Source organism: Streptomyces sp. CLCI03 (assembly GCF_053615355.1).
In genome coordinates this window covers 7,564,603-7,579,531 of sequence record NZ_CM132132.1, presented here as the reverse complement: position 1 = coordinate 7,579,531, position 14,929 = coordinate 7,564,603, and the positions used below count along the sequence as shown (strand labels likewise).

At 70.8% G+C, this 14,929-nt stretch carries 18 protein-coding genes and 2 pseudogenes; 7 read left to right on the top strand and 13 right to left on the bottom strand.

Annotated features, from left to right (window positions below; translation table 11 throughout):
* Window positions 1–14: 14 nt before the first annotated feature.
* From ACWG52_RS34900 to ACWG52_RS34885, 4 genes are all read right to left on the bottom strand, one after another.
* Window positions 15–1,439, bottom strand: a complete 1,425-nt coding sequence (locus tag ACWG52_RS34900) for a serine hydrolase domain-containing protein (protein WP_453126940.1) — start codon at window positions 1,437–1,439, stop codon at window positions 15–17.
* 127 nt (window positions 1,440–1,566) lie between these two features.
* Complete coding sequence (locus ACWG52_RS34895) at window positions 1,567–1,761, bottom strand: hypothetical protein (protein ID WP_389813155.1); 195 nt, start codon at window positions 1,759–1,761, stop codon at window positions 1,567–1,569.
* A 123-nt stretch (window positions 1,762–1,884) separates the two neighbouring features.
* The gene (locus ACWG52_RS34890) at window positions 1,885–2,328 is read right to left on the bottom strand and encodes an SMI1/KNR4 family protein (RefSeq protein ID WP_390136438.1); all 444 of its coding nucleotides are present in this window, start codon (window positions 2,326–2,328) and stop codon (window positions 1,885–1,887) included.
* Window positions 2,329–2,481: 153 nt separating this feature from the next.
* The gene (locus tag ACWG52_RS34885) at window positions 2,482–2,841 is read right to left on the bottom strand and encodes a hypothetical protein (RefSeq protein WP_030732855.1); all 360 of its coding nucleotides are present in this window, start codon (window positions 2,839–2,841) and stop codon (window positions 2,482–2,484) included.
* 239 nt (window positions 2,842–3,080) lie between these two features.
* Between ACWG52_RS34885 and ACWG52_RS34880 the strand changes: the two genes are divergently transcribed.
* Together ACWG52_RS34880 and ACWG52_RS34875 are read left to right on the top strand one after the other, a co-directional pair.
* Window positions 3,081–4,262, top strand: coding sequence for a UDP-N-acetylglucosamine--N-acetylmuramyl-(pentapeptide) pyrophosphoryl-undecaprenol N-acetylglucosamine transferase (locus tag ACWG52_RS34880; protein WP_375942592.1), 1,182 nt, complete (start codon window positions 3,081–3,083; stop codon window positions 4,260–4,262).
* A gap of 50 nt (window positions 4,263–4,312) precedes the next feature.
* Window positions 4,313–5,173: an alpha/beta fold hydrolase gene (locus ACWG52_RS34875; RefSeq protein WP_389813147.1), complete on the top strand. Its 861-nt coding sequence runs from the start codon at window positions 4,313–4,315 to the stop codon at window positions 5,171–5,173.
* Here ACWG52_RS34875 and ACWG52_RS34870 read toward each other — a convergent pair.
* Together ACWG52_RS34870 and ACWG52_RS34865 are read right to left on the bottom strand one after the other, a co-directional pair.
* Entirely contained in the window at window positions 5,170–6,033 is an 864-nt protein-coding gene (locus ACWG52_RS34870; RefSeq protein ID WP_389813144.1) for an NAD(P)H-binding protein, read from the bottom strand. The two genes, ACWG52_RS34875 and ACWG52_RS34870, sit on opposite strands and share 4 nt — an antisense overlap.
* Complete coding sequence (locus ACWG52_RS34865; protein ID WP_389813141.1) at window positions 6,030–6,476, bottom strand: nuclear transport factor 2 family protein; 447 nt, start codon at window positions 6,474–6,476, stop codon at window positions 6,030–6,032. The genes ACWG52_RS34870 and ACWG52_RS34865 overlap by 4 nt, the downstream gene beginning before the upstream one ends.
* A 95-nt stretch (window positions 6,477–6,571) precedes the next feature.
* Here ACWG52_RS34865 and ACWG52_RS34860 point away from each other — a divergent pair, with 95 nt between their 5' ends.
* Window positions 6,572–7,186, top strand: coding sequence for a TetR/AcrR family transcriptional regulator (locus tag ACWG52_RS34860; protein WP_389813138.1), 615 nt, complete (start codon window positions 6,572–6,574; stop codon window positions 7,184–7,186).
* Window positions 7,187–7,220: 34 nt separating this feature from the next.
* Here ACWG52_RS34860 and ACWG52_RS34855 read toward each other — a convergent pair whose 3' ends face one another.
* From ACWG52_RS34855 to ACWG52_RS34845, 3 genes are all read right to left on the bottom strand, one after another.
* Complete coding sequence (locus tag ACWG52_RS34855; RefSeq protein WP_390166655.1) at window positions 7,221–8,237, bottom strand: PucR family transcriptional regulator; 1,017 nt, start codon at window positions 8,235–8,237, stop codon at window positions 7,221–7,223.
* Between the two features lie 322 nt (window positions 8,238–8,559).
* The gene (locus ACWG52_RS34850; RefSeq protein ID WP_389813133.1) at window positions 8,560–9,396 is read right to left on the bottom strand and encodes a hypothetical protein; all 837 of its coding nucleotides are present in this window, start codon (window positions 9,394–9,396) and stop codon (window positions 8,560–8,562) included.
* A gap of 89 nt (window positions 9,397–9,485) precedes the next feature.
* Complete coding sequence (locus ACWG52_RS34845) at window positions 9,486–10,058, bottom strand: hypothetical protein (RefSeq protein ID WP_386461127.1); 573 nt, start codon at window positions 10,056–10,058, stop codon at window positions 9,486–9,488.
* Window positions 10,059–11,091: 1,033 nt separating this feature from the next.
* Here ACWG52_RS34845 and ACWG52_RS34840 point away from each other — a divergent pair.
* Window positions 11,092–11,328, top strand: a pseudogene (locus tag ACWG52_RS34840) (ATP-binding protein); the annotation flags it as partial.
* Here ACWG52_RS34840 and ACWG52_RS34835 read toward each other — a convergent pair.
* Together ACWG52_RS34835 and ACWG52_RS34830 are read right to left on the bottom strand one after the other, a co-directional pair.
* Window positions 11,255–11,644: a hypothetical protein gene (locus ACWG52_RS34835; RefSeq protein ID WP_389813130.1), complete on the bottom strand. Its 390-nt coding sequence runs from the start codon at window positions 11,642–11,644 to the stop codon at window positions 11,255–11,257. The pseudogene ACWG52_RS34840 and the gene ACWG52_RS34835 sit on opposite strands and share 74 nt — an antisense overlap.
* A gap of 1 nt (window position 11,645) precedes the next feature.
* Window positions 11,646–12,011: a hypothetical protein gene (locus tag ACWG52_RS34830; RefSeq protein WP_453126932.1), complete on the bottom strand. Its 366-nt coding sequence runs from the start codon at window positions 12,009–12,011 to the stop codon at window positions 11,646–11,648.
* A gap of 299 nt (window positions 12,012–12,310) precedes the next feature.
* Between ACWG52_RS34830 and ACWG52_RS34825 the strand changes: the two genes are divergently transcribed.
* Entirely contained in the window at window positions 12,311–12,664 is a 354-nt protein-coding gene (locus ACWG52_RS34825) for a hypothetical protein (RefSeq protein WP_390136425.1), read from the top strand.
* 7 nt (window positions 12,665–12,671) lie between these two features.
* Window positions 12,672–13,055 carry a hypothetical protein gene (locus tag ACWG52_RS34820; protein WP_389813125.1) on the top strand — a complete coding sequence of 128 codons (384 nt, stop codon included), beginning with the start codon at window positions 12,672–12,674 and terminating at the stop codon, window positions 13,053–13,055.
* Here ACWG52_RS34820 and ACWG52_RS34815 read toward each other — a convergent pair.
* The gene (locus tag ACWG52_RS34815; protein WP_389813122.1) at window positions 12,980–13,588 is read right to left on the bottom strand and encodes a hypothetical protein; all 609 of its coding nucleotides are present in this window, start codon (window positions 13,586–13,588) and stop codon (window positions 12,980–12,982) included. The two genes, ACWG52_RS34820 and ACWG52_RS34815, sit on opposite strands and share 76 nt — an antisense overlap.
* Window positions 13,589–13,753: 165 nt before the next feature.
* Between ACWG52_RS34815 and ACWG52_RS34810 the strand changes: the two are divergent.
* Window positions 13,754–14,356 (top strand): annotated as a pseudogene (locus ACWG52_RS34810) (site-specific integrase); the annotation flags it as partial.
* Between the two features lie 100 nt (window positions 14,357–14,456).
* On the opposite strand, the gene ACWG52_RS34805 reads toward ACWG52_RS34810, so the two are convergent.
* The gene (locus ACWG52_RS34805) at window positions 14,457–14,798 is read right to left on the bottom strand and encodes a hypothetical protein (protein ID WP_453126929.1); all 342 of its coding nucleotides are present in this window, start codon (window positions 14,796–14,798) and stop codon (window positions 14,457–14,459) included.
* Window positions 14,799–14,929: the final 131 nt, after the last annotated feature.

Here is a 14,929-nt window from a genome sequence, read left to right as displayed (position 1 = left end):
ACGCGGTCACGCGGTCACGCGGAGGAGCTGGGGACCCGGTTGAAGATCCGGCCGCCGAGGTCCATGCCGACGACGGTGCCGCTCGCGTCGCGGGTGAAGAAGCCGCGCTGCCCCCGCAGTCCGCCGGCGGTGACGATGAACTCGTCGCCGTCGCCGGGCAGCAGGCCCAGCGCCGCCGGCTCGTAGTCCGCCGGCATCTCGAAGTCGGCCGATTCGCGGACCTCCGGCTTGATCACGACTCCGATGGTCAGCGCCGCTTCGTCGTCGGCGACGGTGAGCGTCATGACGTCGTTGTCGAAGGCCCCGACGACCTCCCGGGCCCGCACCGCGTCGTACGGCAGCGGCTCCGGGTCCTCGTCGACGACACCGAGGTGGTGCTCCAAGGCCCAGCGGACGGCGGCCCGGTTGAAGGGAATGCCGTTCGGGCCGGCGTTGGACATGGCGACGACGGCGAAGTTCCGTTCGGGCGCGATCAGCAGCTCGACGAACTGGCCGTTGGCCGATCCGCCGTGCTCGATCGTCCGTACGCCGCCCTCCAGGTCGCGCAGGAACCAGCAGATGCCGAAGCCGTCGCCGAGGTTGCTGCCGCGCAGTTCGACGGTATGCTCCCGCATCCGGTGCAGCAGTTCGGCCGGCAGCAGTCGCTGCCCGTTCTCGGTGAGCCCGTCGCCGAGCTGGAACCGCGCCCAGGCCAGGACGTCGGCCGCCGTGGACGCGAGACCCCCGCCGGGGTTGTTGGCCCGGGTGAGCCGCCATTCCTTCGCGACGGCGAGGTGGCCGTCCTCGTCGGCGTTGTGGCCCACGGCGAATCGGCGGGTCATGACGTCGGCGGTGCCGAAGAAGCTGTTCGCCAGTCCCAGCGGCTCGAACAGGAGCGAGGAGACGGCCTTCTCGTACGTCAGACCTGTCACGTTCTCCAGGACGCGCCCGAGCAGGTTGTACGCGGCCTGGCTGTAGGAGGCCCGGGCACCCGGCTCGTCGATGATCTCCAGGTCGGCCAGCTTCCCCACGAAAGCGGCCAGGGCGTCGTCCCCGTCGCCGGTGTCGACGACGATGTTCCAGCCCAGGCCCGAGGTGTGGTTGAGCAGGTTCATGACGGTGATCGTGTCCGCGGCCTTCTCATCCGCGAGGACGAGCTCGGGCACGTACCGGCGCACCGGCGCGTCCAGGTCGATCCGACCGTCGGCGACCAGCCGCATCAGCGCCACCGCGGTGAACGTCTTCGTCGCGGAGCCGACCTGGAACAGCGTGTGCTCGTCGACGGGCAGCGGGTTGTCGAGGCTGGTCACGCCGTGACTCACGAAGGTCTCGCGGCCGTCCGCCCACACGCCGACCGTGACGCCGGGTATGCCGAACGTCCTGGCGGCCCGCTCCACGAACTCGGCCGGTTCGGTCCGGGACGTCTCGCCCTGCGGGTTCGGGGTGGTTTCGGCGTTCATGGGGTTCTCCTGATCGGGTGTCGTCGCTCTCGATGACCACGACGATGCCCGGCCCCCCTGACAGGCCACTGGCAGGGCACTGACAAGCCGCTGACACGTCCGTCCCTCCCTCATGGGCCGCCCTTCCCTACAGCGGCAGTGCCAGGCGCGACGCGATACGGAAGCGCATCTCCCGGGCGGCCCGACGGACATCCTCGGGCTGCGCGTCGTCGTCGAGGACGCCGAGGAGGACCATCAAAGCTCTCGCCTCGTCCCCGCTCAGCAGTTTCAGGCGTGGTTCGGTGACTCCGTCGAGGAGGACGTCCAGCAGGTCTTCGGTCATGCCCGGACAACGCACGGTCGCCCCGTCCGTCACCCGGGCCAGGGAACGTGCCCGCGCGGCCGATCGGCAGGTGCGGTGCGTGGCGGTGCAGAGCGGTGCGGTGCGGTGCGGTGCGGTGCGGTCCTACACCTCGATCTTCCCTGTCAGCCGCCATTCGAGGTAGGTGGCGAGCCTCGGTGCCACCCAGGTGCGGCTGTCGTCCTCGTGGTTCCAGACGAAGACATCGGGCCGGTCGATCCTGGCCAGGAGCGCGAACAGGTCGCCGTTCCCCGCGTCCGCGAAGAAGAGCAACGGGTCGAACGGCATGTACAGGGTGCTGAACGCGGCGTCCCCACGGAGGTTCCGATTCTCGGCCGCGATCTGTTCGGCGGACCAGATGAGCCCGTCACCGTACTCGTCCTCGATGCCGTCGCTCTCGCGCAACAGCGCGGTGAGGTCCCTGGGTAGCGCATGGCCGAGGACCGCCGCACAGCGGAGCAGCGCCGGCTCCGACACCGGAGGTTGGAAGACGGTCGTGCCGGGCAGGGCCGCAACGGCTTCGGTCCACACGGTTGACCTGGCCTCCATGGACTGTGCTTGTGATCGGGTCGGGCCGTAGGCCCCGCCGGCGGCCGACGGGGCCTACGCGCGAACAGTACGGCCTCGGTCGGGACGGCTCCGCGCCGACCGGACCTGCGCGCCTCCCGGCCGGGAGGCGCGCAGGTCCGGTCGGGGAGGGATTCAGGACGCCTTGTGGCGGCTCTCGGATTCGGCGTTGGCCATGGCTTCGGCTTCGCTTTCGAGCATCGCTATGGCCACGCCGAACGCCTGGGCGATGTGGCCGGCGGCCGACATGACACGCGCGGTGCCCACCACGGGGGCGATCGCGACGAGCACGTCCTGCAACTGCTCGACGGTGAAGTCGGCCTTGACCGCGGGGCTGATGTGGGCGAGGTAGGAGATGGCCGGGGCGTCCATGGCGACGAGGGCGGCAATGCGCGTGGTGATGAGTGTCTTCTCGTCCATGCCACAGTGCTCGATGGAGTCGATGGTCATCGCGGCGAGCGTGTCGAGAACGGGAGCGTCGGACCTGGTGGCCATGTCGGAACCGCCTTTCGGTGCTGAACTGAGCCGGCCGCGCCGGCCCTGACCGCGGGACCAGGGGCGTGTCGGCGGGTTGCCGTTTCAGCGTAGGCGTCCCCCCAGGGCCGCGCCCGTTGGGCTGTCCGGACGAATTCCGGCCGCCGCGGGGCCCGCGCCGAAGGGCCGCTCGGGGGCTCCCGCGTCGGTGCACCCACCCGATCGGAGGTCGCTGACGGACCGGACAGTAGGGTGACCGGATGGACGCTTCCTCGCACCCCCGTCCCTTCCGCCTGCTCGTCACGGGTGGGGGGACCGGCGGTCACACCTACCCTGCTCTGACAGCGGTCCGCACGTTGCGTGGCCGCCTCGCGGCCGAAGGCGCCACGCTCGACGTGCTGTGGATCGGAACCGCGGACGGTCTGGAGGCGCGGGTCGCCCCGGCCGAGGGCATCGCGTTCCGGACGGTCGCCACGGGGAAGATCCGCCGATCGGCGAATCCCCTGAAGATGCTCTCGGCGGCGAACGTCAAGGACATGGCGCGGGTGCCGCTCGGAGTGGCCCAGGCCCGAACGATCGTGTCCGAGTTCCAGCCGGACGTGGTCCTGGCGACCGGCGGGTACGTGGCCGTTCCGGCCGGCCTGGCCGCCCGGTTGTGCAAGCGCCCGCTGGTCCTGCACGAGCAGACGGTCCGACTGGGGCTGGCGAACCGTAAGCTGGCCGGCTCGGCGACGCGGATCGCCGTGTCCTCCGAGTCGTCGCTCCCGCTGCTGCCGGCCGAGGTGCGCGACCGGGCCGTGGTCACCGGGAACCCGGTGCGGCCCGAGATCCTCACCGGGCACCCCGACAAGGCGGTGCACACGCTGAACCTGACGGGGTTCGACCGGCGTCTGCCCACGGTCTACGTCACCGGCGGGGCGCAGGGCGCCCAGCAGATCAACGGCGTGGTGCGGGAGGTGCTTCCGTGGCTGCTGGGCCACGCGAACGTGATCCACCAGTGCGGGCCCGCCAACGTCGACGAGCTGCGGTCCGCCGCCGCGGCTCTCGATCCGTTCCTCGCGGGCCGGTACCACCTGACGGGCTTCGTCGGGCCGGAGCTGCCGGACGTACTGGCGCTCGCCGACGTGGTGGTGTCCCGGTCCGGAGCGGGGACGCTGGCCGAGCTGACCGCGCTGGGCAAGCCCGCGGTGTTCGTGCCGCTGGCCACCTCGGCCGGGAACGAGCAGGCGCACAACGCGCGGCACCTGGCGGATGCGGGCGCCGCGGTGGCCCTGCTCGGTGAGGTCACCGGCCGGTCCCTCGCGGAAGCGGTCGGTCCGCTGCTGACCGACCCCGCCGGGCGGACGGCGATGGCCGCGCGGGCCCGTGCGTACGGGCGGCCGGACGCCGCGGACCGACTCGTGGACGTGCTGCTGTCCGCGGCGGCGGGAGCATCCGCCTGACCGGTGCCTCCCGTACGTGGGCATGATGGGACGGGCGAGGAGGTGCGGTGATGGCCGAGCGCGTGATCGAGGTGGACGGCATCGAGCTGTGCACCGAGTCCTTCGGCGATCCGGCGGATCCGCCCGTCCTGCTCATCATGGGCCTGGGGGCTTCGATGCTCTGGTGGGACGAAGGCTTCTGCCGGATGCTGGCCGCGGGCGGGCGGTTCGTGATCCGCTACGACCACCGCGACACGGGCCGGTCGGTCACCTACGGGCCGGGCCGCCCCGAGTACACCGGCGCGGACCTGGTCGCCGACGCCGCCCGCGTGCTCACCGCCCATGAGATCCCGGCCGCGCACGTCGTGGGCGTCTCGGCCGGAGGGGCGTTCGCGCAGCTGCTCGCGCTCGATCACGCCGACCGTGTCCGGTCGCTCGTCCTGATCAGCACCTCCCCCGCCGTGCCCGCCGACGAGCTGCCCCCGGGCCTGCCGGCGGACCTCCCTCCGCCGACCGAGGAGTTCCTCCGGTTCGCCTCGGCCGCCCGGGTCGACCGGTCGGATGTCGAGTCGGTGATCGAGCACGAAGTGGCCTACGCGGGCGTGCTCGCGGGAGGGCGGCGCCCGTTCGACGAGGCCGCCGCCCGCGCCCTCGTCCGCCGCGATGTCGAGCGCGCGTACGATGCCGGCGCGGCCTCCCACCACGACGTGCTGAGGGACGGCACCGTCCCGCAGGCCCCCCTGTCCTCGATCGCCGTCCCCACGCTGGTGATCCACGGGAGCGCCGATCCGATGTTCCCGCTCCGGCACGGTGAGGCGCTCGCGGAACGGATCCCGGGGGCACGGCTGTTGGTCCTGCCGGACGCCGGGCACGGTGTCGATCGCGCCGACCGGTCGACCGTCGCGGCAGCGATCCTCGACCACACCGCCTAGACCATCGGGGCAGACCGGGCGGCGAGTTCCCGTACGGCGACCGTCAGGAAGTCGTGGGGCGGGCGGCCGGTGAGGCGGTGGACGGTGTCCGTGGTGCGGTCCTCGGCTCCTTCGGCGATGGACCGGTCCATCCCGGCCAGCATCGCGGCGAACGCCGGCGGGACGGCCGCGGCCAGGCGGTCGCGCATGGCCTCGTAGGTCAGGTGGTGGTGGACCACCTGACGCCCGGTGACCTCGGTGAGGAGTGCGGCGATGTCGTCGTGGCTCAGTGCCCGCGGTCCGGTGAGGACGAGGTCGGCGTCGGGCGCCCGGTCGTCGGTGAGGGCGCGGGCCGCGACGGCGGCGATGTCCTCCGCGTCGACGAATCCCACGCGTCCGGTCCCGGCCGCGGTCCGGATGACGCCGTCGGCGCGGATGCTGTCCGCGTGGGCGTGGGCGCCGGTGAAGTTCTGCATGAACCAGGAGGGACGCAGTACCGCCCACGCGTCGAACAGGCCGGGCAGAGCTCGGTGGACCTGTCCGACCGCCGGGCCGCCCTCGGGGATCGCCGAGGAGCTCAGCAGTACGGCGCGGCGCACTCCGGCGGCGCGGGCCCGGTCGAGGAAGGGCAGCATGACCGCCGCCGGGTCGGGATCGCCGACGGGTGGCACGAGGTAGACGCTGTCGGCTCCGGCCACGGCGTCGGCGAAGCAGCCGGGGTCGTACCAGTCGAAGCGGACCGGCTCGGCGCCCGGGACCGGTGCGGCCCGGCGGCTGCCGGCCTTGACGCGCCGGCCGGCGGCGACGAGGTGGGCCGTGGTGCGGCTGCCGGTGGTGCCGGTGGCGCCGATGACCAGGGTGGTGGGGGTGGTGGCGGTCATCGGGCGCTGCTCCTGGTGGCGTGCGTGGTGAAGGCCGCCCCGGGTTCCTGGACGGCAAGGGGGTTCCAGTAGTCGCGGTACGAGGTGAACCGCCCGTCCTGGACGGTCACGACGGCGATGTAGGTCATGTCGAAGGGGTTCCCGGTCGCGACGAGCCGGCCCACTCCGCGCATCTCGACCACGATGGTGCTCGGGTCGGTGGTCTCGTGGATCAGCAGGTCGGGGAAGTCGTGCAGGTCTATGTGGTCGGGATAGTCGCGCATGTAGGCGGCGACGGCCTCCCGCCCCTCCAGGCGCCGTGGCCGACCCGCGGGCGCGAAGGGGAACTCCATGACGCCGTGTTCGGCCCACAGGCCGACCCAGGAGGCGATGTCCTTGTCCAGGAGCAGGCGGAGGCTCTGGCGGTACAGATCCGAGGGTGAGGGTGAGGTGGTCGTGGGCACGACGGTTCTCCGTCCACTACGATACGGACCGACGGTCCGCTTCTCTCCCGAAAGATACGGACCGCCGGTCCGTTTCGCAAACCGGAGGGAACCCGATGACCGTCGAACGCAAGCCGCGCAAGGACGCGGTCCGCAACCGGGCGGCCGTCTTCGCCGCCGCCGACACCCTCTTCGCCCGGTGCGCGAGTCCCGAAGAAGTGACCATGGCCGACATCGCGGCAGCGGCCGGCGTCGGCAAGGCGACGCTCTTCCGCGCCTACGGTGACCGCGACGGACTGATCCGCGCGCTGTACCGGGCACGGCTCGAACCGATCACGGAAGCGGTCGAGCGGGGCCCGCAGCCGCTGGGCCCGACCACACCGGCACCCCTGCGCGTACCGGCCCTGCTCGACGCCCTCCTGTGCTTCAAGCTCGACAACCGCCACCTCGCCCTGGCGTTGGAGGGAAGCGGCGCCGACAGCCCCTACCGGACCGAGCACTACGAGCACTGGCACACGCTGCTCCGGGACCTGCTGCGGCGCGTCCCCGGTCCGGCCGACACCGACTTCACCGCCCACGCGCTGCTCGCGGCCACCCGGGCCGATCTGGTCGCGTACCTGGCGGGCGACAAGGAGGTCCCCCGCGAGGAACTCCGGGCGCAGTTGGCGGGCTTCACCGCCGCGGTCCTCGACGCCCGTGCGGGGCGAGGCACGGACGCCGCCACGGAATGACCGCCCGCCGCGGGAGCAGCCGGCGTGCCCGCCGTCACCCGCGGCCGGGTTCCTCCGCCCGCCGGACAGAGCCGTCCGCCGGTGCCGCGCGCCTGAGTTCCAGCCAGGCGGCGAGCCGTACGTCCGGATCGTCGAGTTCGAGGTGGAACAGCTCGCGGATCCGCCGCAGCCGGTGGCGCAGTGTGTTGGGGTGCAGCTTCAGCCGGGCCGCGGCGGAGGCGATGTCGCCCGTCGCGTCGAGCCAGGCGATCGCCGTGTTCGCGTAGTCGGTGCCCTGGGCGCGGTCGTGGGCCAGCAGCGCGTCGACCTCCGGCAGTCGCAGCCAGGCGTCCCGCTCCAGCTCGTCGCCCAGGCGGTCCAGCAGGATCCGGTGCCGTACGTCGGAGGTCGTGGCGACCGGCCGACCCGGACCCCGGTGCGCGGTGGCCCGCAGGATGCCGTCCACCTCGCGGCACAGTGCGGCGGACCGGCCGAGGTCGGTGTACGGCCCGGACACCGCCGCCCGCGCGCCGTCACCCACCGATCGGCGGACGGCCGCGAGCGCGCCGTCCGCGAACCGGTGGCCCGCCGCCTGCCCCGTCGCGGGCAGCAGGACGTACACGGCGTGGGCGGCGGCGGCCACGGTCGCGGTCGCCCGGTGCGCGGCGCAGTGCCGCATCAGCACCCACTCGGCCTGCGTGAGCAGCGCCGGATCCGCGCCCGCCGGCAGGGCGGGCGCGAAGGCGGTGAGGCAGAACTCCGTACCGGGCCGCAGTCCCAGCAGGTCCGCGGCCTCGTCGGCGGGCGGGCCGGAACGGTGGAGCACCGCGCGCAGCGTGTCCCGTCGCATGCGCCGCTCGGCCTCCGGCAGGTTCAGGGCGCGCAGGAGGTGCGGTGCCGCGAACCGTGCCGCGTCCAGCAGTCGACGCTCGTCGTCGGCGTCGATCCCTTTCTCCGGTTCGATGCAGGGCCGGTGTGCGGTCTCAGCGACGGCCGATGGTGGCGACGCCCCGTACCCGGGTCGTCGACGACCCGCCTGGGTGGCGCGGCGGGCGGCGTCGTTGATGGTCATCACCAGCCGGTGGGGTCTGCGCTGCCTCGGCGAGGGCTTCGGAGTTGGACGTCGGTTCGGGACGCTCAGCCGAACCCGGCCCGGCGCCAGGAAGCGGTGACGGGGCGGACCGGGGGCGGACCGTGCTCAGGTGCGGTTCTCGTCGACGAGCCCGATCAGGACATCCATGTCCGGTACGTCGAGTGCCGGGTATGCGCAGCCAGCGGAACGGGAACCCGGTGCCAGTCGGCGGCAGCCTCCGCCGCCTCCACGAGCGCGGTCAGCGGGGTGTCGGCCGTCACCGTTGCTCACTGCGGCCGGCGTGGAGAAGGAACGACTACGGCTACCGCCCTGATCCGCCGGACAGGACCTGGGCGCCGCCGACGCGCGGGGTCCTCGACACCTTGACGAGCGCCGGCTGGGTGACGCCTGTCGCGCGGAGAGCGTCGATGAGGATCTCAGTGACCCAGGTGGCGCAGTCCAGCGACCATTCGCGGGCGGTGCAGCGGAAGGACTGCCCGTACCGGAGGTGGCCCGTTTCCGTCTCCCCGGCCAGGGGCAGCGCCAGCCCGGACTCCAAGGTGGCGTCATCGGACGGCTCCGGCTCGATGGTGAGTTGCCCGTACGAGCTCTCACGGGCGGCCGCGAGGATCTCGGGCATCCGACCTGGGAGGTCGGCGGTCTTCGTGCCGGCGACCGAGACGGTGAACCCGGCCGAGCGGACGGGATCGGCGAGGGCGAACCACTCGGCGGCCACGGCCAGGTCGGCGCGGGCGTCCCGTGCCTCGTACAAGGGGGCTACGGTGTGCAGGCCGGTGAGGCGGAAGTCGCCGACGCGGTGGAGGGCGTCGCCGAGCACGGTGGCCATCGGGAGCACGGGCAGGCGCTGCCCCGGCGGTGCGTCGGCGACGTCGACCTGCAGCCAGGCGAGTTGGCGCACCCTCTCGGCCTCGCCCGTCCGGCGGTCGCGCCCCTGCTGTCCCCAGTCGCCACCCGCGTCGTTGTGGCCCCAGCGCACGCCGTGCGGCCCTGCTGCGTGGAAGGAGCTCCAGCCGTAGGCGACCGTACGCCTGACTGCGAGTGCGAAGACGTCCTGGGTCTCGGCGTTCACCCAGGGGTGCAGGGCGAGTACGCCGTGGACCCCCATGATCATGGGGGCGGGAATGGAGGCTTCCGGCACGGCGCTCTCCTCGTGCTCGCTGGGGCGGTGTCCTGCCCCGATCGCAGGGGCAGGACACCGAGGTTGCGTCAGAACGACAAGTCAGGGCGTCAGAACGCGCCGCACCACAGCTTCTGGGTCTTGGTGACGGCCTTCTCCGGCGAGTCATTGACACCGATGATGTCCACGTCGATCCGGCTGCGCCACTGCACCTGCATGATGCGGTTCGTGCAGACCTTGCGGGCGGCGGCGCGGTTGGCGCTGCCGGTACCGGAGTACACCGTCTTGCTGCCGGTGGCGACGGTCTTCCACTTGTTGTCGCGGTAGTCCAGTGCCTGCAGCTCGATGGTGACCTTGGCCTTGGTGCCGGGACCGCTGATCTTGACCCACCAACCGTGCCCGGACGCGGCGGCCGGGGCCGTGCTGGATATGTGGACGTTGTCGCCGTTGGTGTAGAAAACGCCGGCGCTCGGAGCGCCCTGCGGCTGCGAGACCGCGGCGGAGTCAGGGCCTTCCTCGCCGAAGATGGCCCCCTCCTCGGAAAGGTCGGCGGGTGTGAGGGCGTCGGAGACGAAGCCCGCGTCCGCCGGCCCATCGGGTTCGGCGGCGTGGGCGGGCACGGTGGTGGAGAGGCCGAGAATGATCGCGGACGAGACCGCGGCAGCGGCTACGAACGTGCGCATGGTGGTGGATCCCCCTGTGGGCAGAGCCGCCCGAGGCGAGCTTTCTTGTACTGGTCGCCCGCCACCCTACAGACCGAAGGGACGGCGTACGCAGGTGATTTCCGCCCCGGGGATCACAGCGGGCCGGGTTCGGCGCTCATGGCGAGGGCGCATCCTCAAGGGGGGTCGGGAGCGGTCCAACGGTTGTTTGTTCGCGTGTAGTTGCTCTTTTTTGGGGGGCTGGGGACAGCCTGGGCTGCCGGCGATCGCCGGACGTCGCGTAGGGGCGGGCTGCGAGGTGAAGGAGGCAGGGCGCCTCAGGTAGGTGATCCGCTGTCGTCAGGCCGGCGAACCGGAAGTCAAGGTCCCGCTCGCCATGATGCGGCCAGGTGACCAAGGGCCGGTGATCGAGGCCATCCGGGCCGTGGTCCGGGCGGGTTTTCTACGGGGCGGCGCTGGCCTCCGCGACTTCGCCGAGACGACCTGACCACCCGGCCGCGCATTTCCGCCCACGGGCGGCTCGCATACGGCTCCGCCGGTACCCGTCGGGCCGTATCGACCAGCAGACAGGCCGGGGCCCTCGGAGGCGGGCGTTGCCCTGCGCAGGACGGTTGCGAACGGCAGGTTCGAAAACCAGGGGTCAGGGCGGGAACTCATAAGGTGCGCGTACCGCGGGGGTGTAGCGCAGAGGTAGACGTGCCCTCTTGCTCAGTGGGAAACCGGTTCGAATCCGGCCGCTCCCCCGCCGTGCGTGCCCACGAAACGACCGGCGCCGGGACGGATACCCGACGTCTGGCGACAGGTTGAGGCCGCTGGGCCGGGCGCAGCATCCGCTCCGGCCGGGTCGAGTGACGGCAGGTGCGCGCGTCGGCGTGCCACACGTGCTCGGCCGGGCGCGGGCCGCGCAAAGCTTCGACGGGGGCGTCCAGGAGCAGGCCCGGGCCGGCGAGCGTCATCCGGCCGGGGTCGCGGGCCGGGCAGGGCAGGTCCGGATCCCGGGCAGCAACAAGATGGGGTCGACGTGCTCGTCCCGCTCCCCCGGACCGAAGAGGTACTCGAGGAGCTCGGCTACATGGAACTCGACCGCCGCGGCGCCGAACTCCTCTTCCAGGTCCTGACCGAACGCGAGGAGAAGAACAGCGTCACCATCGCCTCCAACGAGTCCTTCGGCAAAGCGCACATGTTCCGGCGAACGTGTGCGAGGCGGCGCCGAAACCTCACGGCGTCGGGAGTTCGTCTTGCGCCGCCATCTTGTAATCGTGGTACTCGGAGCAGACAACGGCCTCGTTGACCCAGCGGTCTGGTCGAGCCCCGAGCTCGCTCTCGGCAAGGTCGAGTGCCTCCTCGGGGGTCGACTTCGTGGCGATGACCTTGCCCCAGGTCTCGTCACCGGGATCGATCGGAGGGAAGTTGTCGATGGCCGAGTAGGTGGTGGTGCCAGCGTCTTCCACTTCGCTCAGGAAGATGGTGATGCCCTGGCGGTCTGGGCCGAGGGCGATCCAGCGAAGCGCCTGGCGGCCCTCGTGTTCGAAGCCGCCGAGGAATTGCTCGACCTGCCTCCCGCGGTGCAACGCTCCTACTGCGAAGGATCGGGTGAGGTGTCGCACCTTACTGTCTCCGTTCTTGCTGGTCGGGCAGGCGTCCTGCATCGGCAGGGTCCGAAAAGTAGATCATGATGCCTTCGGGGTGCATGCCGAGGACCGCGGCGACGAGCTTGGGGTCGAGAGTGTTCACCAGGTCGGCCAGACGGGTGCTCCTGAGAATTCGTGGCCCGATGCCGCATGGGACCGTTCGGGTGGGCGGTGCCCACGGGTCGTCGGCCGGAACCCGGACTCCGCCTGCGGTAGCCGGGGCGGTAGGAGCGGCCGGGACCGTCGTGGGGGCGGGGGTGTTGGCGGCGGCCGCGGCGACGGCCTGGCCCCGGCCCGGACCCGGCCGGTGGGCATCGGTGAGGACCCGGGCGACGTCGATCACCGCGGCATCGAAAACCGCCCATCGCGGCGGCGATGCCGGGCCAGGCCGACGGTGCCGCCCGCTGGAGGATCCGGGCCGTGCGGCAACGGCCCAACGGAATCGCCCGTCACCAGGCCGACTATGAAGGTCTCCGTGGTGTGACAGAAGGGCTGGCGCACCGAATGGGAAGGGGAGGATCCGTGCGGCCAGAACCCACAAGGGACGAACAGGATGGCGATGCGCGACTGCAGCGCATTGGTGCCAGGGCCCGGCAGTGCTGGGGAGAGTCGGAAGCCACCCTCGGGCCGGGTTCGGCGGAAATGTCCGCTTACCTCGCGCGGCGACGAGGCGTCGTCGCAGCCGTCCGGGAGTGCTGGCTGGAGGAGGGGGCCGTAGTCCCGGTGCTTCGTCGTCTGATCGAGGAACTCGGCCCGTCCGAGGACGCGGGTGGGACGGCATTCGCCGTGGTCAACTACATGTCCGAAGCCTTTTGTATCCGGCTGTCCTTCGCCATGAAGTTCACACGGTGGCACGCCATCGGCGGTGACCTCTCCGACGAGAAGACGGAGAAACGGTTCGACGGCTTCATCACCTGCCCTCAGTACCCCGGCCCGGGTGGTGGCCTGTCACGTCCGTGCGAAACCGTGCGACAGTCGGCCAGCCCGCTGACATGATCGGATCATGAACAACACGACCGGAGAAGGCCCGTACCGGCAGCTCCTGGCCGCCGTGGCGCTGCTGGCGGCACCCGCACCCGACCAGCTGGCCTGGCTGGAGAAGCACGACGTCCCGGTCGACGAGATCGCGCTGAACTTCGATGACGCCGTCGTGATGGCACCGCAACTCGGCGACGTGGGGTGGCTCGCCCCCGAAGCACTGTCCGACCTCACCCGCATGAACGACCTGCTCAACCGCCTGACCGCTGACGAGGGCGCCACCGTCTGGACCGCCCAGGGACTCAGGACACACGAACAATGGGAGCGAATCCGTCAGGAAGCCGAACGGTTCCTCCATGCGGACGGAGAAACGGAACGAACGTTGCCGCTAGCCCGGACATGCCACTGACTACCGACCACGACGGCCTCTGCACCGGAATCTCGCGCCGAGCTCGCCAGGCGCAACTCGGCACGCTCGCAGACCTCGGCATCGACTGGGCGCAGTAGGCGGCGCCGGGGAGGAGTTCCTCGCACTGGCCCCAGCAGACCAGCGCGAGGAACTGTGGTCCATCGCCGGAAGCCTCGCCGGGGGTCCCGGATGCCGCGGTTGTCGAACGGGTCGAACCAGGCAGCCTCTCGAAGGTCGCCCACACCCAGGAACTGGTTCGCGGGGTGGTCGGGGTCCTCGATGCCGGTGAACTTGGAGTGGAAGAGCATCAGGACATCGTGGTCCTGGAACATCAGGTCGGAGCAGCTGTCCCAGCCGTAGTCGTCCTCGTGTTCCGGGAGGGCGTTGTGGTCGTCCTCTGCAGGGCGGTCTTCGAGGTAGGTCGGGGCGTCTTCGATGGCCAGGTGCAGTGCCATCTCCTCCGCGGTGCAGTTGGGGTTGGGCCAGTTTCCCCTGGCAAGGTCGGCGGCCAGGTCGTCGAAGGCACGCGCCATGCGACGACGCCAGCGGTGGTCGGCTGTCCATGTGAGCGGGGGCATTCGGTCGAAAACCCCCCAGGTGGAGGAGTCAGCCTCTGCGAGGAACTGGTCCCCCAGATGCTGCGCGTCGTCGTAAGCCTGGTCTGCAAGGACGACCAGTGCGGTGTGGAGCAGGTCTTCCGCAAGGGCGAACTCCTCGGCCTTCAGTGGGAAGACCTTGACCTCCAGACAGGCACTGCCAGCATTCGCCGCACCCTCCAGCGCACCCAGACCGGCGGCCTGACCGCCCTGCCCACCAAGACCCGCGCATCCGAACGACGCATCGCCCTCCCCAGCGAGTGCATCCATTCGTTGAAGGAACACCGTGACGTACAGGACCGAGAGCGTGACGGTGCAGTGGAGGGCTGGAAGGACAACGGCCTCGTCTTCAGCACGCCGGCAGGAGGGCCGATCGATTCGGCGAACCTCAATCGCAGCTTCCGCGCCCTCCTCGATCAGGCCGGACTCCGCCGCATCCGCTTCCACGGCCTACGGCACTCCACCGCCACCCTGCTCCTGGAGCAAGGCGTCGAACTCGTCGTGATCAAAGAACTCCTCGGCCACGCCCACATCGGCGTCACCGCCACCGTCTACGCCCACGTCCGACTCCGGCTCCGGCTCCGGCTCCGGCTCCAGCGCGACGCCATCGACCTCCTCGGCCGCGCTCTCCGGCGCTCCGACGACGCCACCAGACAGCCCGACGACCGCGGCGAACCGCCGCTCTGTGCAGCACCCGTCCGCTGACGTTGCCGTCAACTACTGCCGTCAGGCGCCCCCAGCGCACGCAAGCGGCCCCACCAGAATGAACCTGGTGGGGCCGCTCGATTTCCATTCCTGTTCAGCATCAGGCGGCTGATGCAACACCACGGTAGTAATCGGCGGCTTGCTTCAGCGCGAGAGCCAACGACGGCAAGCCTTCAGAGTGACGCCACTCACGAGTTCCTTCTTGGCAAGATCGCCACACACGGACGTATTCGTCATCAAGTTCTGACGACTGAACGATCATTTCGTCGAACTCGGAATCCGAGAATTTCCGCTTACTTCGATCCAGAAATCGCTCGTTCAGCTCGTCGCGCGCAACGAGAAGTTCACCAACTCGACGGAGGTGCAATCCACCAACGATCGGGCTGACAATAATCTCCGTCAATACTCTGGTGTACTGCGACGGGCCGCCCACCTGACTCACCCTCTGTTCATCCTTCCTCGTAACACGGCCATCCCGCGACGCCCTTCAGGGAGATTAACCCCGCCAGCCCGCAGGATGTCGAAGCAATAGGTCACACAGCTATTATCAAACCCGTCGTACCCGCCAAGGTC